The organism is Sphingobacterium sp. UBA1897, from assembly GCF_002337775.1.
Lineage (GTDB): Bacteria > Bacteroidota > Bacteroidia > Sphingobacteriales > Sphingobacteriaceae > Sphingobacterium > Sphingobacterium siyangense.
Genome location: NZ_DDGR01000018.1, coordinates 353680 through 375222 on the forward strand (window position 1 = coordinate 353680; position 21543 = coordinate 375222).

The 21543-nt window shown below is 39.3% G+C and carries 15 protein-coding genes and 1 riboswitch; of the genes, 10 read left to right on the forward strand and 5 right to left on the reverse strand.

Annotation, left to right across the window (positions count from 1 at the left end; all coding sequences use genetic code 11):
• The first annotated feature begins 78 nt into the window (after window positions 1–78).
• Window positions 79–2253, forward strand: coding sequence for a transglycosylase domain-containing protein (locus B4N43_RS09780; RefSeq protein WP_088163191.1), 2175 nt, complete (start codon window positions 79–81; stop codon window positions 2251–2253).
• A 27-nt stretch (window positions 2254–2280) separates the two neighbouring features.
• Window positions 2281–2820 carry a hypoxanthine phosphoribosyltransferase gene (hpt, locus tag B4N43_RS09785; RefSeq protein WP_075994457.1) on the forward strand — a complete coding sequence of 180 codons (540 nt, stop codon included), beginning with the start codon at window positions 2281–2283 and terminating at the stop codon, window positions 2818–2820.
• Between the two features lie 44 nt (window positions 2821–2864).
• Here the strand turns inward: hpt and B4N43_RS09790 are convergent, their stop codons facing one another.
• Complete coding sequence (locus B4N43_RS09790) at window positions 2865–3362, reverse strand: hypothetical protein (RefSeq protein WP_286734404.1); 498 nt, start codon at window positions 3360–3362, stop codon at window positions 2865–2867.
• 105 nt (window positions 3363–3467) lie between these two features.
• Window positions 3468–4031, reverse strand: a complete 564-nt coding sequence (locus tag B4N43_RS09795; protein ID WP_088163795.1) for a DNA-3-methyladenine glycosylase I — start codon at window positions 4029–4031, stop codon at window positions 3468–3470.
• Window positions 4032–4154: 123 nt separating this feature from the next.
• Between B4N43_RS09795 and B4N43_RS09800 the strand changes: the two genes are divergently transcribed.
• From B4N43_RS09800 to B4N43_RS09810, 3 genes are all read left to right on the forward strand, one after another.
• Complete coding sequence (locus B4N43_RS09800; RefSeq protein ID WP_145329025.1) at window positions 4155–5129, forward strand: DUF4271 domain-containing protein; 975 nt, start codon at window positions 4155–4157, stop codon at window positions 5127–5129.
• Between the two features lie 11 nt (window positions 5130–5140).
• Complete coding sequence (locus B4N43_RS09805; RefSeq protein WP_075994453.1) at window positions 5141–5911, forward strand: uroporphyrinogen-III synthase; 771 nt, start codon at window positions 5141–5143, stop codon at window positions 5909–5911.
• Window positions 5912–6342: 431 nt separating this feature from the next.
• Entirely contained in the window at window positions 6343–7212 is an 870-nt protein-coding gene (locus tag B4N43_RS09810; protein ID WP_286734407.1) for a cupin-like domain-containing protein, read from the forward strand.
• A gap of 95 nt (window positions 7213–7307) precedes the next feature.
• On the opposite strand, the gene B4N43_RS09815 is transcribed toward B4N43_RS09810, so the two are convergent.
• Window positions 7308–10187: a PD-(D/E)XK nuclease family protein gene (locus B4N43_RS09815; protein ID WP_286734409.1), complete on the reverse strand. Its 2880-nt coding sequence runs from the start codon at window positions 10185–10187 to the stop codon at window positions 7308–7310.
• A 7-nt stretch (window positions 10188–10194) separates the two neighbouring features.
• The gene (locus B4N43_RS09820) at window positions 10195–13545 is read right to left on the reverse strand and encodes a UvrD-helicase domain-containing protein (protein WP_286734410.1); all 3351 of its coding nucleotides are present in this window, start codon (window positions 13543–13545) and stop codon (window positions 10195–10197) included.
• Between the two features lie 360 nt (window positions 13546–13905).
• On the opposite strand from B4N43_RS09820, the gene B4N43_RS09825 reads away from it, so the two are divergent.
• The 5 genes from B4N43_RS09825 (at window position 13906) to B4N43_RS09845 (ending at window position 20654) form a co-directional block, all read left to right on the forward strand.
• Window positions 13906–14427, forward strand: coding sequence for a 30S ribosomal protein S16 (locus tag B4N43_RS09825; RefSeq protein ID WP_075994449.1), 522 nt, complete (start codon window positions 13906–13908; stop codon window positions 14425–14427).
• A gap of 119 nt (window positions 14428–14546) precedes the next feature.
• Entirely contained in the window at window positions 14547–15071 is a 525-nt protein-coding gene (gene rimM, locus B4N43_RS09830; RefSeq protein ID WP_075994448.1) for a ribosome maturation factor RimM, read from the forward strand.
• Window positions 15072–15174: 103 nt separating this feature from the next.
• A complete protein-coding gene (locus B4N43_RS09835; protein WP_157698588.1) occupies window positions 15175–16026 on the forward strand; it encodes a hypothetical protein in 852 nt (283 codons plus the stop codon).
• A gap of 218 nt (window positions 16027–16244) precedes the next feature.
• Window positions 16245–16347, forward strand: a riboswitch (SAM riboswitch).
• Between the two features lie 70 nt (window positions 16348–16417).
• Entirely contained in the window at window positions 16418–17374 is a 957-nt protein-coding gene (metF, locus tag B4N43_RS09840; protein ID WP_088163184.1) for a methylenetetrahydrofolate reductase [NAD(P)H], read from the forward strand.
• A gap of 250 nt (window positions 17375–17624) precedes the next feature.
• Window positions 17625–20654: a DUF2723 domain-containing protein gene (locus B4N43_RS09845; protein ID WP_286734412.1), complete on the forward strand. Its 3030-nt coding sequence runs from the start codon at window positions 17625–17627 to the stop codon at window positions 20652–20654.
• Window positions 20655–20800: 146 nt separating this feature from the next.
• Here B4N43_RS09845 and B4N43_RS09850 read toward each other — a convergent pair whose 3' ends face one another.
• Window positions 20801–21466 (reverse strand): OmpW/AlkL family protein, encoded by a 666-nt coding sequence (locus B4N43_RS09850; RefSeq protein WP_088163182.1) that lies wholly within the window; start codon window positions 21464–21466, stop codon window positions 20801–20803.
• Window positions 21467–21543 lie beyond the last annotated feature (77 nt).

Genomic DNA, 21543 nt, shown 5'->3' on the forward strand with positions numbered 1-21543 from the left:
TGAATTATAATTGTATATGCAGCCAAATTTATCTAAGTTTGACTGTTGATATGCACGAATTTGCATTAAGTAATAATTATGTCCAATCGATTTATAACATCTTTTAAGTCCCGCAAATGGCGATGGCTTTATATCGCTTTAGCTGCTATTTTGGTTTTGGCGATCGCAGTAGGCACGTATGCTTATCAGAAAAGAGATGCCATGCTCATGGGAGCAATCAACAAAGCGAAAGCGAAGTTGCTTGAAAAGTATGATATGGAATTGAAGATTCAATATTATGCTTTCCAGGGGATTAATGCCGTACAGTTTAAGAATATACAGCTATTGCCCAAAAATAGAGATCAATTGGCTCAAATCAATGATTTGACAGTGTCTGTAAAATTGTGGCCTTTGTTATTTGGGGATGTGAAGTTAGGACAAGTTCTTTTAGATAATGGGAAGGTTTCTCTTGTTAAAAAGGATTCGATCAGTAACTACGATTTCCTGTTCAAGAAGCAGAAAAAGGATACTGTTGAAAATGATAACCCAAAGCAGAATCTGGCGGCCTTGGCAGATCGATTGTTGAAAAATGTATTTTTTAAGATTCCAAATGACCTCGATCTCAAGAACCTTGAGCTTTCCTATCGTGACGACAGTACTTCACAACGCATTGTAATTCCTTCTGCCGTGATAGACGGCGGAGATATGGAAACCAAGTTTCTGTTAAATGACCATGAGGCGGCCTGGAATCTGACCGGAACGATTGATTCAGATAATCAAGAATGTGACCTTCGTCTTTTTTCCGATAAAAAGGAGGTAAATCTTCCACTATTACAGCGTAAATTTGGTCTCGCGGTAAGTTTTGATGAAATATCCTTCCGATTGGACAAGGCTCATAGAAGAAATAAGGAGTTACTGGAGTTGCATGGGCAATGGGGATTTAAAAATCTGAAAGTAAATCACTGGCGTATTTCTAGTAAAGATGTTATCTTTCCTGAGGCCATCATGCAGGGGGCATTGAATATTGGAGCATCATCGATTGAAGTGAGCAAAGAAAGTACCGTTCAGGTCAAAGATTTCGTGTTTTCTCCTTATATCAAATATGTGCACAAGCCGGAAAAAGAACTCTTCCTTGCCATTCATACTGATAGGATAGAGGCGCAGCACTTTTTTGATGCCATGCCAGTTGGATTATTTCCTGGCTTAGATGGTATTCAGGTGGAGGGGCATATTCAATACGATCTGAACTTTGCTCTCGAAATCAAAAAGCCCGAAAAGCTTCTTTTCTCTTCCAAAATGGATGATAGGGATTTAAAGGTAGTCAAATGGGGGGAGGCCGATATTGCGATGTTAAATACACCATTCACGTATACAGCCTATGAAGATGGTAAGCCGATGCGGGAAATTGTTGTCGGACCTCAAAATCCTAATTTTACACCTATAGATCAAATATCCCGTTATATGCAGATTAGTTTGATCAATACAGAAGATCCATTTTTCTTTAAGCACAAAGGCTTTGAGGAGAAGGCTTTTAAACTCTCTATTGCTACAAACATTAAGGAAAAAGGATTTAAGCGTGGAGCGAGTACGATATCAATGCAACTGGTGAAAAATGTTTTTCTAAATCGCAATAAGACGGTTGTACGGAAGCTGGAGGAAATTTTGCTGGTATGGCTGATGGAACGCTCGCAGCAAGTGAGTAAAAAACGCATGTACGAGGTTTACCTGAATGTCATCGAGTGGGGAAATAATGTATATGGTATTACCGAAGCTGCACGCTATTATTTTGGGAAAACACCAGCGCAATTAGGGCTTGGAGAAAGTATATTTTTGTCGAGCATTGTTCCGCGTCCCAAAAAGGGACTCAACTTTTTTGATTGGACAGGGCACCTGAAAGGGAATATGTTGCGCTATTTTAATACATATGGTCATATTATGACCAAAACAGGGCAGATTAGTGTGGATTCAACAACTTCAAATTATGGTTTTTATGAAGTTGTTCTACAGCCGCATCTGCGGGCAGCAAGACCAGCTGTGGTAGATTCTGTTGATGTATTTGATATGGGAGATGATCCATTGTTGTTCGATCGTCTCGAAAGTAGTTCTCCTGCCGACAATCTTGAGCATGTATCTGTTCCAAAGAAGCTAAAACAAATGGATCTAACAGAAAAGAAAGATGAGGAGGCTAGTGAGCAGGAGAAACCAAAACGGTCGCTATTTGACAAGATATTAGGGCGTAAAAAAGAGGAAAAAGAAAACGACACACACAAATAGTGCCTGTGTTGAAAGAAGAATATTAGCATGAAAAAGATAGAAATTGACGGATTGCTTTTCGAACCTTTATTTGAAGAGGAGCAAATTCAGAAACGAGTGCGCTTGATGGGGATTGATATCAGCCTGCGTTATGAACACAAACAGCCTGTTTTTATAGGCGTCTTGAATGGATGTTTTATGTTTATGGCAGATTTGCTTAAGCAAATTGATGTTCCTTGTGAGATGTCGTTTATTAAGTTGGCTTCTTATATTGGAACCGGGCAATCTGAATTAAACGAGCTTTTAGGGCTTGGTATCGATCTTGAAGGCCGTGATGTGATTATTGTAGAAGATATTGTCGACTCCGGGCATTCCCTGAAGTATACCTTGGATGCCGTAAAAAAATTAAATCCAGCAAGTGTGATTGCCTGTGCACTTTTGGTGAAACCCGAGGCGCTGCAGTATCATTTCGAGGAATTGACCTATGTTGGCTTTGAAATAAGTAAAGAATTTGTAGTTGGGTATGGTATGGATTTTAATGGTCTTTGTCGGAATCTCCCTGATATTTATAAAAACGTAGCAGTCTAATGTACTAACAAGTGATCATTAGATTTTAACTATAGAATTTTGATCTATTCAGGTGTTTGATCGTTGTATAATTCTTTCAGATTTATACGTAAAATTTCTAATTCTGATAACGGTAGTTTGGAGACAGTTTCAAGTATTTTCTTTTCATCAAATTTAATGACTAAAACACCTTTGTAATCTTCCTCATAGCCCGATTTTTGTATTGTAAAGTCTATCTTTTCAAAATCAAATTCTTTTTGACCTCCTTTAAACCATTGGTAGTCGGCGGTGTAGTTGATTTTGTTTTTTTGAAATTCAATAATTTCAGCGCCATAGGTATTCCATAATGAAACACGGAGCATATAGTATGCTATTAATCCAAATAAGCCAAGCATGATAACACTCACAATTGTCAGCCCGCTATTGGATACATTGACAGTGACGCCACCAAGGGGTAGAATTATAGAAAATATGGTAAGTAAATAGATGAATAGTCTGGCAATTAGAGGCCCCCTTTTTTCTTTTAATACCAATTGGTTTTGTTTTAGGTCGATTTGATTCATATGTTGTATTGCTGTTCTTAACGGTCTGTTTTTATGGTGTAGAGAACCGGTTTTGATTCCTATAAATTGGTGTTTGCGAAACCTATGCGCATTTTAATGGTTAACTTATTTAAACGAACAGGTTTCGATATGGTCGTTCACCATTCCAACGGCCTGCATATAAGCATAACAGATGGTAGAACCGAAAAATTTGAATCCCCTTTTCTTCATGTCTTTTGCTATTTTATCAGAAATCGCTGTAGTTGCAGGTACCTGTTGCAGACTGGTCCAGTGGTTGACAATTGGTTTTTTTTCAGGCAAAAAAGTGTATAAATAGTCGTAGAAGCTACCATATTCTGCTTGGATTTTCTTGAAATGCTGCGCATTGGTAATGGTGGATTCAATTTTATTCCTGTGTTTGATAATTCCCGAATCGACCAAAAGTCTAGCAACATGTTCATTGGTATAAGCAGCGACTTGATCAACATCAAAATTGGCAAAAGCTTCTTGGTATGCCTTTCTTCGACGAAGAATCGTGATCCAGCTTAGGCCAGCTTGTGCAGACTCTAATATCAAAAATTCAAATAAAGTTTTGTCATCGCGGACTTGTCGTCCCCATTCTTTATCGTGATAATCGACATATTGCGGATCAGATCCGCACCATTGACAACGTATGATTTCTTTGTACATGTTCTCTGAAGATTTTTTGAATGCAATATAACTTTTTATCCTAACTTTACGACCACAATTAAAGAGTTTCGAATATAGACGGTTCATGAGCATTTCATTACCGTTAAGAGACAATTCATTTTAATGAGCGTAACTATCTTCAAATATCATATTCTATTTGTAGTACTTCTGCTGTTTTCAATTACGGGATTGAATGCGCAGCGGCGGACTTTTCGGACGGTTGTACAGGACAGCAGCACAGTTAGTACTGATAGTCTAAATATCGTAAAGGATTCTGTTGAATCACCAAACCAGAAAGTTTTGGCATCCTTGAACCCTGCGTTACAGAATCAATATCGGATCGTAACAGTGAACGGGGAAGGTTTAAGGATTCATAATATTTATAATTTTGATGTTCAGCAGTATTTTCAGAGTAAATTAAGAAGTAGCAATTTGGATCGGCAATATGGAACGCTCAAGGCTCATCGTGAAAACTGGATTTTATTTACAGTTCTCGCATTAATTTTTGGTGTTGGGTTGATTCGGGTATTTTTCCCTTCTGATATTAAATTGGTTTTTCAGGGGTACTGGGATGATAGGGTCTTATTGTCTGTAAGCAAAGAGGATACGATCCTGACGTCTTGGCCATTTATTTTTCTATTTATATTATTTTCTGGGGCAATAGGCTTATTTGTAAGTCTATTTTATGCATATGAATTAAATAGATTCGATTTTATTACTTTTCCCAATTATATGAAGACTGCGGGAATGGTTGGTGCTTTGTTTGCGTTAAAAATCGGATTTATCCGATTCTTATCCTTTGTTTTTCAAATTAGAAAGTTGGTAAAGGAATATGTGACCGTGCTGTATCTGATTTATTTCAATACACTTTTTTTAATGCTTCCTGTACTATTAATTTTGAGTCTTGTGCCTTTGACATCGGTCGGAGTTGTACTGCATTTGGCTATTGTTGGAGCGGCCTTACTCTTTTTCTATCGATTTCTTAAGACAGCGACTCATATTATGTCTATGTATAAATTTTCAATTTCCTATTTAATTTTGTACCTTTGTTGCCTAGAAATAGCACCAATATTAATACTGTTAAGATTATTGAGCTAAAACTGGTTAATATGCAAACTTCAGACGTAGAAAGAGCAAAGAAGGTAAAAAGTGTACTGGTGACTTTACCAAAACCTGAAAACGATAAGTCCCCTTATTATGATTTAGCAAAGAAATACGGGTTAAAATTAGACTTTCGAGGTTTTATACACGTAGAAGGAGTTCCTGCCAAAGATGTGCGTAGGGATAAGGTTAATTTAGCAGATTATTCTGCCGTAATATTTACGAGCAGAAATGCTGTAGATCATTATTTTAGAATTTGTGAAGAGATGCGATTTGAAGTGTCTGCAGAAATGAAGTATTTCTGTATTTCAGAAACGATTGCCCTCTATCTTCAAAAGTATATCCAATATAGAAAACGGAAGATTTTCTTTGGTAAACAGACCGCGAAAGACCTTGAAGAGGTATTGAAAAAACACAAAGGGGAGAATTTCTTGTTCCCTTGTTCGGATGTGGCCAATGAGGAAACAAGTAATTGGTTACAACAAAACGGCTATAAATTTACACCGGCTGTGCTTTTTAGAACTGTTGTAAGCGATTTGACTGATTTGAAAGATGTTTTCTACGATGTTATCGTGTTCTTTAGTCCTTCAAGTGTACAGTCCTTATATGATAACTTCCCTGACTTTAAGCAGAATAATACAAGGATTGCAGCATTTGGTGCTTCTACTCAACAGGCTCTTTTAGATCACGGATTGATTTTAGATATCCCTGCTCCAACACCAAAAGCGCCTAGTATGACGATGGCTGTTGAAGAATATATCAAAAAGGTAAATAAGTAGTAGCCTAACATAAGGTAAATAACAAAAAAAGGGTTCTTAAGACCCTTTTTTTGTTATTTGTGCAGTTTAAGATCCGCAAGGATCTGTAAAGACTTTTACGGGCGTTGTTGTTGAGTTTTATCATTCCGAATCGGGAATGGTACAATGACAATTTTACGAATTGGCCGGATGATCAATTTGTGAGGTATGTTCATGTTGTATGAAAGATAGATGAATCGTATTTTTATCTGTAGGGGTATAGAAATGGTGGCGAGTCGAATCGATGATGTTAAAATGTAATAAAAGTGACGATGGTCATTGAGATTTTAAGTATATTTCTATTAAATTGCTTGGAGTAATTTATTCCAATTAAAAATAAAGCATAGGCAGTATTTTTAAAATTTGATAGAAATATTTTTTTTATGTTTGTAATTAAGCAAAATTAGTCAGTCGTGAAGTTAAAGCAAGTTGATAAAATTTCGGGCATTCAATCAGAGGACTTTTTAAAGAATTATCTGAAACCAGGTTTTCCTGTAATCATATCAGATTTTATCAGTGCAGAAAGTCCAGCGTGGAAGAAATGGAGTTATGATTACTTTAAGGAAATCGCAGGAGATATAAAGATAGATGTCTATGGAAAAGAGGAAGAATCAATGGACCGTGCTGCCAGTGCTCCTGTTGGCCATATGACATTTGCAGAATATTTGGATCTGATCACAAAAGAACCTACAGAGTTACGGTTGTTTTTGTTCAATCTACTCAAGATACGTCCTGAACTGAAACACGATGTTATTTATAACGATGTTACAGGCGGTAAGGTATTGCAATGGTTACCATTTATGTTCTTTGGTGGAGAGGGGTCAAGTACCCGTAATCATTTCGATATTGATATGTCACACGTGTTTATTTCTCAATTCCAAGGATTAAAACGTATTTGGCTTTTTCCAAATGATCAATCTGATTTGATGTACAAATTGCCATACAATTTTCATAGTATTGCAAACCCCAAATATAGCAGTGAAGAGGAATATCCCGGAATTAAATATCTGGAGGGCTATGAGGCGGTGATCCATCCTGGAGAGACCTTATATATGCCAGCAGGCTGGTGGCACTATATTCAATATGAGACAGAGGGCTATTCGATTTCTGTTAGGGCGTTAGCAAATTCGATCAGTGAGAAATTGCAGGGGGCGCGTAATCTGTTTATCACAAGGCATTTTGACAATACGATGCGAAAGATCTTCAAAGACCATTGGTTCCATTATAAAATTAATACAGCAAAACGTCGAGCCAATAATGCAATTAAAAGAAACAAACGTTAATATAGAAAGGGGACAGTAAAATGTCCCCTTTTGTCTTTAAAATGTATTTGATATGTAGCATTTAGTTTGACCTCTCCTTAAAGTCTTTGCTATATTCATTCTTCTGCATCCCCCCATTTGCTAGCTTCCCGGTAGAATAGTGTATAAGGGTCGCTTGGGTAAATCATTGAGTCCGGGTTATGCCGAAATGGGACATCTGGGTTAAAGATTTCCTGAAGAATATCTCGCATAAATCTGACAAAATTTTCTTTCTGGAAAGCAAGGAATTCATCAGTCAATATTCCCTCTTTACCACTGAATAATGTCCCTTCTTCCCGCATTTTACGGGCGACATAGAGATGGGGTTCGAGTTGTTTTCTTCCTGTTTTCTGTTCAAATACATAGGCATAGAATAGCGTTTGCACCATGGCTTTATTTTCGGTATTTGGCGCAAATACCTGGTCGATTTCTTTGAATATGATCGAGTCTCCACCAGTCTTGTAATCAACAATTCTACTGATAATGCGATCGTCGTGTGTTACGACCTCATCTACACGGTCAATGATGCCGTAAAGTGTGACCTGTTGTTCTTCTCCATTGATCTCAATAGGAAAGGGCAGTACATAATCGTTGTCATTCTCGAGTTCAATAATCCGAAATGCTTTGTAGTTGTTGATGTCATATTCAAGATACATCTTGACATACTCGCAGGCAATCTTCAGCATGATCCGCTGCAGGCTGTTTAAATCATGTGTTGTCTTTAATTCGATCTGATATTGCAGGCCTATTTCACGAATCACCTGTGCTTCTATTTTGTCTATCTCGCGCCGTAAGACAGTTGTCGGTGTAAAGTCCTGTTGCCCCTTGAAAGGTAGGAATATCTTCTCCATGACATTATGGATGACAGTTCCCAGTTTATTCATCTCAAATTCCTGAGAAATTGAAGGCGGTTCTTTGATGCCGGCAATATGTTTTAAAAAAAACTGTAGCGGGGATTGCAGGTAAGTTGTTAGTGCCGTTGCAGATATCCTTTTCTGGTTGACGATAAAGTCCTGATACATCTTTTCCCAGACTTGACCACGTTTCTCTATGACAATCTCTTGCGCTTTATCGGCAAATTGGATGGTCTGTTGTTGAATTTTTCGGTCAAACCGAAATTTACTTTCAAACTCCAGCTGTTTGATAAAACGACTTTCTTCGCCGGTAGAGCTTTCGTCTACTAAGCCATTGTAGAAAATATGTATTCCTTCACTGTATTGAAAATGGCGATAGAATAAATAAGCTGACAGGGCATCCTGATTCTCCAATATGGGAAGGCCATAAGCGCTTCTCAGGCTATTGGGTATAAAGGTCGGTGAATTGGACGTTTTGGGTAGAATGCCTTCATTTGCGCCTAAAATATATACGTTGTCAAAATTTAAACAACGACTCTCCAAGAGTCCCATAATCTGAATTCCTTCTAGCGGATCTCCTTCTATCGCCGAATTTATTGGGGCGATTGCTTTTTTAATCAGGCCAATCTGGAAGCTGATGCTTAAGGGCGCAACTGTTTCAAAGCCCATTAGCAGCTGATTTAACGTTTTCTTTGTTTCGATCAAGAGGTTGTTGTCAATTTGGCGGATGCGCTCCTGAGAAGAGATGCTATGCAACAGGTCATCGACGATCAAAATGAGCGAAGGGATCAAATGTGCAGAATTTTCGATTGGTACAAAAAACTGAGGCAGGGAGCTTTTGAGATGAAGCTCCTCCAATGCGATCTCAAAGAGCTGTTTGTCGGCAATCTCTTTTTGGATCTGAAGTTTATCTGCTAAAGAAACCATGCTGAGCGGATGGTTGATAAAGGTCTCTATGACCTGATAAGGAATCTTCCGCCTCTTGAACTGAGATATCTCCAAATGTACATCCATCCATAGGTCCAGGATGCCGAAAATGGGAGACTGCGTTAGGGGATATCCCGTTGTGATGTTGGGGTTGACATCGGGCAGACTCTGCAGCAAAGGAACCAGTAGGTTTTCATCTGCTAGAAGAATGGCAGAGGTCTGCTCCATGTTATGGTGCTGTTCGAGGATATCATGGAGCAATTTTGTTTGGCTGATTTTTCCGGTGCTGGCATATAGATTTACGGTTGAGGTTCTATTGCCTATAATGTTCGGGCTATCGCCAAGGGCATTGACCAAACCTGTTTGAAAAATATTTCGACGGATAAAAAGTCCCGCCTCCTGCATAGTGTCCTCCAGGTAATAGGCATCGGCATCAAAATAGAATAGTGCGCTGCCTTTGTCCTGCCATTGTCTAAATAATTTTGCCTCAGCTTTATTTAAAGCATTGAAACCGACAAAAAGGATATGCTGAAAGGAGGACGCAAACTGCTGATTTGTAGCCTTGCCTTCAACCAGATCACGGTAGATTGTTGGATAGTTGGTTTGGCCTTCTGTTTTAAGCTTTTCTTTGAATCGATCATATAATACGGGCAGTCTTTTCCAAAGTTGAAGAAAGCGCTCTTGTACGCCACTATGCCCCGCAATAGAAAAGGACTGCCAAAATTGACGGATAAACCCTTGCTGTTCTTGCGTGAGATGTTGGAAAGCAATGTCGATTTTGGTATTGTCATAAAGTTCTAGATAGATCTGCTCGATGGGAACGAGATCATAATCCAGTTGACCGAAGTCACTCAATATAATTTCGGCAATTGGATAGAACTCTTCCAGCGTTTCTGGTTGCTTGCCCTCAGCTATCAATAACTCATTATGAATATTAAACAGATGAAAAAATTGGGTTAAAGGACTGGCTTCGGTATCATCGGTCGAAAGTCTGAAAAATTCTTGAATCGTAAAAAACTGCGGCGACCAGATCGCCTGACCATACACTTCAGAGAGATGTTTTTTGAGGTAGGTAATCGGCCGTTTATTATTAAACACGATGGCAATTTCACTCAGATCGTTTCCAAAACGTTTTTGAATGTCTGCTGCTACTAATTTTAGAAAGGCTGTCTGCATCGTGCTATTATTTTACTTCAGTTAATTGATTTGATTTCGCATAATAGAGATAGGCTTTAACGTTGTTATAGCCAAGGTTCTCCAAATTCTTTTTATAGTTGTCGACTTGGTACTTGTGCCCAATATAGTCTGTCTGTGTGAATTTAAAATCCAGAACGATTGTTTCTTCCGCGGAGGTGAAGACTTTATCGGGACGAATGGTCTCACCCTTGGCGGTAATAATGCTTGCTTCATTCCAGATTTTATAGTTTCCGGTGAGCCATTTATTGATTAAGGGGTGCTTCCAGATCTGATTGATCTCCTGCATGAGAAAAGGTTCTTCCTCTTTGGAAAGGATTCCTTCCTGGATCAGTTGGCGTACCAGTTTATGGATGTCTTCTTCCTTTGAAATTTGAGCCATAATATCGTGGGCCAATATACCGTACTGCGCGGCTTTTTCCAGCATCATAATATCATTGATGTTACGCGTACTCGATTTTTCTAAGGCCATTTCCAATTCTTTGGAAATGGGGTAATGGCGAAGGGAAATAATATTGTCGTTCTGAGCCTGATGTTTTTTTTGTTCGATCGTTTGATCGATGTGTACACCTTTTTCTTCCAGTGCAAACGGAGCTATGGGGCTATCCAAGACTTGATAGAGCACATCGCTGATATATTCGTCTTTAATATCATATCCTGTAATTTCACCTGTTTTTTTGTCAACAGATTCTTTAAAGGAAGGAGCTGTAATATAGAGGTGTTCAACAGCACGTGTTGTTGCTACATAGAATGTGTTGAGGGCGTCCATGTAGTTGAACAGCATCTCTTCAAAATATTGCTTGAAAAATACAGATTTGCCGACTGTAGATGTATATTTTATTGGAATTTTTCCCAATTGGGCAAAAGGAGTATCCGAGGTCTCTATCCAAAAATCGCCATTGATCATGCCGTCGAGATCCCAGGAACAGAATGGAATCATCACAACGTCATAGGCTAGACCTTTTGATTTGTGGATTGTTGTTACCTCGATCGCATTAATTTCTCCGTTGGAAGGGAGCACCGCCCGGTTGCCATCTTCTTCCCAAAACTCCAGGAACTGTATAATGCCACGTTCGCCATTGGTGGAGAAAGCTGAGATCATATCTTTGAACGCCAGGAGGTAAGGGAGGTGGATATTGTCCGTGGTTGTGAAGCCGTAGATTTCAATGAGTTTTTCAATTAAATGGACTAAAGGCTGTTTCTGCGCCATTTCCCAGGAGTCAATCAGCGCCTCAGGGAGATAATCTTTAAGTGCGCGGATGTCGTTGCCGGCAAATTTTAACCATGCATTCTGATCGATTGTCTTATTTTGAATATGCTGGTATAGATAGACCATCTTTGCTTTATGGATGGTATGTTTATCCGAATTGTAGACTAAAGCCTTTAACGTTTCGATCAATAATAGTACAGCATCATTGCTCGCTAAGGATAATGCATCACCGGATATCACTTCAAATGTAAGTTGCTGCTCTTTTTTGAAGTCCATGAGCTTTTGAATGACCAATTTAGCCTGCACATTACTCCGTACCAGGATACCGATCTGCTGCGCCTGGTAGCGGCCGCTACCGAGCCAGTCGCCTATTTTCTGACATAGTTGTAGTAGCGATTCTTCAATAACCTGATTTCTTCTGTAGCGTCCATCAGAGACAGGAATGTAAGAGATTTCGATAGATCCTAATTGGTCAAGTTTCCCTTTTTTATGTTCAGGTACTTCCTGTTGGCTGTTTTCATAAGCTTTGACCAGCATAGTGTCATTGCCAGTAGAAATCCACCACTGTTTACCTTCTTCATCAAGGCTTTCGAATACTTTTTCATTCAGTACCTGTTGCAGATGCTGGGGAATACTGCTAAAGAGGTAATTGTTTAAATGGATGATATTTGGAAGACTTCTAAAATTGGTGTCAAGGCTTCCGTTTTCGATAAAGGTGGTTCTGCTATCCTCGTCTAAGTGAAAAGTATGACCAACCTGTTGTTCTACCTGTTGCAGGAGTATGCGCCAATCCCCATTTCGCCAGCGATAAATACTCTGTTTGACGTCCCCAACGATCAGGTGTTCGCTGATTGTGCCTTTGGCATCTGCCAATGCATTGATCAGTAGTGGACTATAATTTTTCCACTGAATACGCGAGGTATCCTGAAATTCGTCAAACAAAAAGTAGTTAAAACGATTGCCGATCTTCTCCCAGATAAATGTTGGATCGCTATTTTCATCAAGTCCGAGTTTGTTTAATAAAATCTGCGAGTCGGAAATTAATTGAGCACCATTATCCCGCCGCCATTGCGTCAGTAAGTCGCTCATTTCCTTGAGCAGGCGTAGGTAATAGAGATTACTTTGTACCGCTTGATAAGCAATGTAAGCCGATAGATTATCGTGTAGCTTTTGGAACGATGCCAGAATGGGGCTGAGTGCGGCGATAAGATCATGCCGTATATTTTTGTCACTATCTGTAAAAGCATCTTCATTGTCGATCAACTGGAGATACTTTTCCAGTACCTTGGCAATTTCGGAAGCGCTCAGCTTTTCCGTTTTTTTATTGGTTTTGCTAGCGGAGATTATTTTATTGCGCGATTTACCTTTAAGGTCACTTTCGGAGATATTAAAATTCCTGAATGTTTCACTAAAGGCTTCAATTGTCATGGAGAGCGCTTCCGTGAAGGAGTTTATCTTCTGTTCAACTTCCTGATTGAGGAGATTAAAAACCTCCTTTGGATTGGCAGAATTGATGTAGCCATCAAATTCCTGAAAATTTTCAGAGAAAATAAGACTTGCCAAACCCATTAGTTGTTGGCGGTAGTTCCAATTTTCATTTTTTGCTATTTTCTTTTCCGCATAAGCGATAATCCAATCCAGTAGGTCGGGTCGTTCATCCAGCAATTGATTAAGCATGACTGTCAGGTCATTTTTCACTTTATTGACATTCATTTCAATCTTATAAGCAGCATCAAGATTGAGTTCATACGTAAATGCACGAATGACTTTTTGGGAAAATCCATCAATTGTACTTATGGTAAAATGACTGTAGTCATGTAGGATACGTCGATACACCCGAAAAGCTTTCTCTTGTACCAGATGCGGATTCCAGTCTGGCTGCTGCTGGAGTAAAAGCTTTCTGAAATCTTCAATTTTAGGACTCCGATTGCCTGTTGCCAAGCCATGGAGTACCGAGAGGATACGTTCCTTCATCTCGGCGGTTGCTTTATTGGTGAATGTCACCGCCAAAATCTCCTTATAGCTATTCTCGTTGGAGAGTAGGAGTGTGAGATAGTGTAAAGTCAAGCTAAAGGTTTTTCCCGAACCGGCTGAAGCTTTTAGTATTTTTAATGGCGCAACAGATTTCATAGAATGAAGGTAGAAAGTAAAAAGTGAATTGGCAAAAATGTCGATGACTATTTCGAAGGCACTGTACCCAAACGGTTCATCCTGTTTACATTTGGTAAAGATGTCCTTTTGAAGGAAGGAGCTGTTTTTTGTCTTGATTTTTGAAAAGTTTGTTGTAGCTGCTAGTATGGAAGCAAGAAAAGATGAAGGCCTAAGGGGTAGGTATTACGGTTGAAAGAGCTTGTTGATAAGAGCTAACCCTGTCGTTTTCAGTGAAGTTTTATTAAATTATAATGATGATTAGAAAAAAATAACTATCTTTGCATCCCCTCTAGTATGAAGCTCGGGGGATATGTTGAATACATAAAATAAAATTAAAAAATGGCAACTAAAATCAGATTGCAAAGACACGGTAAAAAAGGACGTCCTTTTTACCACGTAGTCGTAGCGGATTCTCGCGCTCCACGTGACGGTAAATTCATCGAACGTATTGGTTCTTACAACCCAAACACAAATCCAGCAACTATCGTTTTGGATTTTGAAAAAGCTTTGGATTGGATGAATAAAGGTGCTCAACCAACTGACACTGCTCGCGCTATCCTTTCTTACAAAGGTGTTCTTTACAAAAAACACTTGCAAGGTGGTGTGAAAAAAGGTGCTTTTGATGAAGCTGCTGCTGAAGCTAAATTTACAGCTTGGACTGAAGCTAATGATGCAAGAATCTCTGGTAAAAAAGATGGTTTAGCACAAACTAAAGCTGAAGCTAAAAAAGCTGCTTTAGTGGCTGAAGCTAAGAAAAAAGAAGAAAAAGCTGCTGCTGTAGCTGCTAAAAATGCTCCTGTAGCGGAAGAAACTGCTGCTGAAGAGACTGAAGCTCCTGCATCAGAAGAAACTGAAGGTTAATTCTTTCATAAAGTATTCGAGAAAGCCGACTCAATCTTGAGCCGGCTTTTTTTGAAACAGCCAATAGGCTAATGGTTTGCCAAATCATGTCTCACAGCTAATCGCTAAATACGAAATATATGACTATTGATCAAAGCTTTTACATCGGTTACATCAGTAAAACAAGAGGTCTTAAAGGAGAAGTACAACTATTTTTTGAATTCGAGGAATACGAGAGTTTGAATATCGATGTTGTCTTTGTGGAAGTGAACAAAAAACTTGTTCCTTATTTTGTTGATACCATTAAATTTCAAAAAAATAGTACAGCGTATGTGACATTTGAGGATGTGGATCATATCGATAAGGCTCAAGTACTTGTACGTAAAAAGCTATATCTTTCCAATGATAAGATGCCCGAGCGCGATCCAGATGATTTTAGATATACTGATTTAATCGGTTTTTTAGTGATTGATGAAAACCATGGTGAATTGGGGCAAATAACAGATGTTCAGGAATTTCCACAGCAATTTGTCGCTTCGGTAAATATGGACGGTAAAGAACTGATGTTCCCATTGTCCGATGATTTAATCTTAGGAATCGATGGCGAAGAGGAGATCATTGAAGTTGAATTGCCAGAGGGCTTGGTGGATCTTTATAAAGAATAAGCATATCCCCAAGCTTATTCAAATAAATAGCGGTATACGAACTATTGCAGTAATTTCTTATCTTGGTCTGTATATTATTACTGGCCATAATTATTGATTTATTTTGAAACCGTTATTACTGCTGCTATTCCTATTCTCGTTGTCTTCTTGTGCTTTCTTTGGGAAGAAAAAGGACTTTCCTGAAGGCAATTACCAAATGATATTGGGCTATTCAAATGAGGAGTATCATAAAGTAAAAAGAGAATCACCCCAAAATGTGGAGGCAGATGTCTATGGTAATGACCCTACGATATACCGGTCCTTTCTCTCCCTCCATGATAAAGATAAATTTGTCATGGCGATCGATGATATCCTACTCTTCGGTAAGTATAGATTCGACGGCGATCGATTAGAATTGACCGATGAGAAAAAGGGTAGTCTCGCTTTGGATATTGTTAAGGTAAAAAACGATTTTGTTCAGCTGAGAGGTGATTTTTCACAGTTTAGCTCAGCACGTGTCCCCACAAGTGAAAAACTTTATATCAACTTTGCGTTAGATAAAACCCCTATCCGGGAGACCCCGAGCAAATTTGATAGCCAAGTGAATCTATGGCGAAATGCCCCTGTAAAATCAGAAAGTGAAATGGAGATAAAAGCCAGGGCATTGAATTTTGTAGATTATTCTATCGCTTATTTCCAGCACATATCAAGTTCAGGTACACATCACGATTATCGAATGGACGGTGTTGAATCACCCATTATTTATGCTGAGAATGGCATTGTGCTCAAGGCATGGGCAGATGTTCCCGATTCTTGGAAAGAGTTATTTTACAACGAAAAAAATGCATTAATCGCCTACAAATATTTATTTGATGGTTTTAAATATGGATCGAAAGAGGAGTACCATGTTACGGGACTCTTACTGATTACATTTTATCTCAAAAATCTACGGAATTCCCTAGCAACGAATCTTTAGCCGATCCTGTTGTGACGTAGTCAGTCTCTTCGTTGTCGATGATCCTCGATCGTTAATTTTATCTGTTTTTTTAAGTCTTTTACTTTTTGGGGAGCGTAAATTCCTATTATTGCCTGGGAATAAACCTGAAGCCGTATTTATTACAGTCTTTTTGTCGCTATTTTTGCCTTTTCGAAAAAATATTTTTGTCGTTTGATTTTTTAAAACGATATTAGCAACGCTTATAGAGAAAGGCCGAGGGACTAGACCCGTTGAAGCCTTAGCAACCTGTATTGTTCAAGGTGCTAAATTCTACCCTACTCCATGTGGGAAAGATAAGTTACATGTAGATAAACGATTCCTCGACGTGTGCGTTTCGATGTAAGCCAACCAAACTAAAAACAGTTTTTTAATGAAGATTATCGATCATATCCAGAATGCCAAAGGAAAAACATTGTTTTCTTTTGAGCTATTGCCACCGGCGAAAGGGCAGGGCATCCAAAGTATTTTTAAAACCATGGATGAACTGATGGAGTTTAAACCTCCGTTTATCGACGTAACCTACCATCGGGAAGATTATATCTATAAAGAGCATGCGAGTGGATTACTGGAACGCGTTTCCTATCGTAAACGTCCTGGAACAGTGGCGATATGTGCTGCAATCATGAATAAATATAAAGTAGATGCGGTGCCCCATTTGATATGTGGTGGTTTTACAAAAGAGGAAACTGAAAATGCATTGATCGATTTGAACTTTCTGGGGATAGATAACGTCTTGGTATTACGGGGCGATGCACGTAAGGGCGATGCCGATTTTATACCGACCGATGGTGGACATGCCTTTGCAACAGACCTACTGGAACAGGTAACTGATATGAATAAAGGAAAGTATCTGCATGAAGACATTATCACATCGGAAAAGACTGATTTTTGCATCGGTGTAGCGGGTTATCCCGAAAAGCATTTTGAATCGCCAAATTTCAATACTGATTTTAAATACCTGAAACAAAAAGTCGATATGGGAGCAGAGTTTATTGTGACTCAGATGTTCTTTAATGTTGAAAAATACAAGGAGTTTGTAACAAAATGTAGGGACAATGGAATCCATGTGCCTATTATTCCAGGATTGAAACCACTGACAACGAAAAAACAGTTGGTTACCCTACCAAGGATATTTCATTTAGATATTCCGGAGGAACTGAGCGATGCTGTTTCAGCATGTAAAACGAATGCCGACGTTAGACAAGTAGGTGAAGAGTGGTTGGTGCAACAATGTCAGGAGCTGATTAAATTTGGCGCTCCGGTATTACATTTCTATACGATGAGTAATCCTGGTCCAACAAAGAAGATTGTTGAAAAACTAGCCTAACTCATAAAAATAATACGAAAAGGGAGCGCATAAGCTCTCTTTTTTTTTGGGGTAGTATTCGTTGTGAAAGCTTATAATAAGTTCAGAATTTCGATCGTGTGGTTTTAGGTCGATCTCTATATTCAGGGTTTAATAGCCTGTTTATAGTCAGATACTTGTGTTAAATAGTGTTAATTAACTTATTGGAGTCAGGATAACTTTTTAACTTAAAGTGCTAAAAAGGATTTTAACAATAGACCAAATTGACCTTATGACGTACACTAGATTAAATTCTCTACTCGGCTTTGCTTGCGGACTAATTGCTACATGTGTATATATCGCCACCGTTGAAAAGACGGTAAGCTGGTGGGATTGTGGTGAATTTATTGCCTGTGCCTACAAGCTGGAAGTGGCACACCAACCGGGAGCACCATTATTTCTTCTTATTCAGAATATATTTTCCAACCTGGCTTTGGGTAATGCAGGTAAAATCGCCTATTGGATGAATATTGGATCCGCAATCTGCAGTGGGCTTACTGTTACATTTTTATTCTGGACAATAACAGCAATTGCCAAAAAGATACTCAACAGGCAAGAGAAAGTTCAATTATCGAATTATTTCCAAATTTTTGCTGCGGGCTTAGTTGGTGCAATGGCTTTCTGCTTCAGTGATTCATTTTGGTATTCGGCTGTTGAATCCGAGGTATATGCGATGTCTTCATTGTGTACTGCGATTGTTTTTTGGGCAATTTTAAAGTGGGAAGTCCGTGCAGATGAGGAAGGTAGCGATCGTTGGCTGGTTTTTATTGCTTTTGTTATGGGCCTTTCGATCGGAGTGCACCTATTAAATCTGTTGGCAATTCCGGCTATAGCGATGGTTGTCTATTTCAGAAGAGCAGGACAGGTTAATGCGAAAGGTACAATAAAAGCTTTCTTGGTAGGAGTGCTGATCTTGGGGGCTGTTTTGTGGGGAATTATTCAATGGTTGGTCGTTCTCGCAGCTAAGGTAGACCTCTTATTTGTAAATTCATTAGGTTTAGCCTTTGGCTCAGGTATCTTCTTCTTTTGTCTGCTGTTGGGGTGCTTCCTCATTTATGGGCTATATTATTCTTATAAAAAGCGGCAATACACACTGCATACCGGGTTACTGGTCTTTTGTTTTATTCTATTTGGTTATAGCTCCTATACTATGGTTTTAATCCGTGGAAAAGCCAATCCGTCGTTAAACAATAATGCGCCGGACAATGTGTTTTCTTTTTTGGGTTATCTGAGCCGGGAGCAATATATCCGGGAACCTTTACTCAAAGGACCCAATTATGATTCACAAGTCGTTGGTGTAGAGAGTAAAACCGGTTATCGCAAAGATGAATCAGGGTATATTCCTTTTAGTCAGGTCGATAAGTATACGTTTGATAAGGAAACTTTCTTTCCCCGCATATATAGTCAAGATGGAGCCCATCAGGCTTATTATAGGAGTTACCTCAATTTGAAGGAGGGGCAGCAGCCACAGTTCTCGGATAATTTTAAGTTCTTTTTTAATTTTCAACTGGGTGATATGTACACCCGATATTTCTTGTGGAATTTTGTCGGTAGACAGAATGACAGGCAGGGGTATGGGACCTATAGTGACGGCAACTGGTTGTCGGGGATTAAACCATTGGATAATTGGCGTTTGGGAGGGCAAGATAAAATATCCCAATCACAGGAGCATGACCCGAGCCGGAATACCTATTTTTTCCTTCCATTGCTACTGGGAATAGCCGGAGCGATCTGGTTGTATCGAAACAATAAACCTTATACCTTGGTCTTGACCTTACTTTTTGTGTTTACGGGAATAGCGATCGTTGTTTATCTCAACCAAACTCCTATGCAACCTCGGGAACGAGATTATGCTTACGTAGGATCTTTTTATGCGTTTGCGATCTGGATCGGACTGGGAGCAATAGCATTTGTTCGGTTTCTCAATCGTTTTGTACAAACACGGTATGCGTTAGCGACAGGTATTTCTTTCGCTTTATTGGGCGGTCCCATTATTTTGGCCCATCAAAATTGGGATGATCATAATCGTTCTGAAAAATCGCTGGCAAGGGATATGGCACGTAATTATTTAGAATCCTGCGCTCCAAATGCTATTCTATTTACCTATGGAGATCATGATACATTTCCTGTATGGTATTTGCAAGAAGTGGAAGGAGTACGCCCGGATGTTCGGGTTGTGGTATTAAGTTATCTGACTGGCGATTGGTATATGCAGCAGGCGAAGCAGCCGACGTATCAAGCGGCAGGTCTTCCCGTGACGATCCCAGCTGAAAAGACAAAAAAAGGCGTTCGTGATTATATCCCTTTTGTGGATAGACAGCTTGATAATGCGGTGGATATACAGCAATTATTGCAGTTTGTCACATCGGATGATCCGGAGTATAAAGTTCAGCTGAATTCAGGTGATATGGAAAACTATTTCCCTTCCAAGAAAGTCCAATTGCGCGTTGATAAAGAGGAGGTGGTTAAGAAAAATGCGGTTCCGGCTTATTTTCAGGATGCTATTGTTTCTGCAATGGAATGGGAAATTCCGAATGATCATCTGACCAGGGCGGATTTAACCCTGTTATCGGTGCTTGAAAATAACCATTGGGACAGACCGATATATTTTTCGAACATGTTGCCAAGTGACATTAAATTGGGCCTGGATAAATACCTGGTCAATGAGGGCTTTACTTCCCGATTGATGCCTGTCGCTGCTACAGATCAGTCGACAGGAAAACGAAATGAGCAGGCCGGGCTAGTTAACATGGAAGCATTATATAACAATATTATGCATACATATCAGTGGGGCAATGTTAAAAATGCACAGTATTTGGATACCGATTCGTTTCGCTTTACAAGTATGTACGCTCGTGATATATTTGGAAAAGCCGCCCGGATGCTCTTGGCCAATGGTCAGGTCAAACAAGCTGGGGAAGTAGCGAAAAAAGCATACGATCAATTACCCGATCGCGTATATGCGATGTCGGATGCCATCAATTATGCCGATATTATCGATAGTCTATATCGTACGGGACAACCTCAGCTAGCCAACAGGATGATGGACCGAAACCTTGATTATGTTGCTGAAAATATGGAGTATCTACATCAGTTGGTGTCGGATAAGAAAAACCTGAGCTTCGAGTGGAATGATATTCAGACCGGTTTGGACTCGGTGGACCGGTACAAGGCTATTTTATTGGAAGCAAAAGATACCAAGCGACTGGCACGTGTTGAGCGCTTGAGACAGCAATATCAAAATTGGTACGGAGTAGAATAATTTTGATGACATACTGAACCAAATTTAGGCAGTCTGCCTAAACGGCAAATTGACTGCTATACTTGAGGTAAAAAAAACAGATGAGGCCTCTTCTAAAATATTGGAAGAGGCCTCGATACATATAGGATAGGGAATGAGCCAAATGATTAGAATTTCATGCCGACGCCAAAGCCGAGCAGGAAGGGATTGATGTCAACTTTTGCCGGTATGGATAAGTTAGGTGCAAGATTTGATGCATCAACATTGACATCTGTTTTTAAAAGAATATACTTCGCATCCAAATTCACGAAATATTTTTCAGATAGCTTAAAATCAATTCCCAGCTGAGTCGCAAAACCGAAAGCATTATCGTATTTTACATTTTTTACCGTTTGTCCCGCGTTGACGCTATAGAATATTGTATAATTTATTCCTGCACCTACATAAGGTTTAATGGCACCATCGGGGAAGAAATGATACTGAGCTGTCAGTGTCGGAGGAAGGAGCCATACACTGCCAAGATCGACATTGCTGGATGAACTGCCACCAATGGCAGTTAAATTTGAGCCGGTTGTATTAACTTTATGTTTTGTAGTCCCAAGAATCAATTCCGCCGCAATGTTTTTTGTGAAGAAATAAGTGAAGTCTAGTTCAGGAATAAATTTTGTATTGATGTCGACGTCTCCGCCTATAGTATTAATATTGGCCGATTCGTTTGGCATGACTGTCACACCTCTGAGTCTCATTTGCCAGCGTTGATTAGGGATTGTTTGTGCCTGTAAACTTAGTGCGCCTAGGGTGAGTGTCAGTGCAATTAAAAGTAGCTTTTTCATATCATTAAGGGTATTTTGTTTGCTGTAAAACTATTGCTAAAATCACGGCAAAAGAGTGACGATAATCAGGTTGAAAA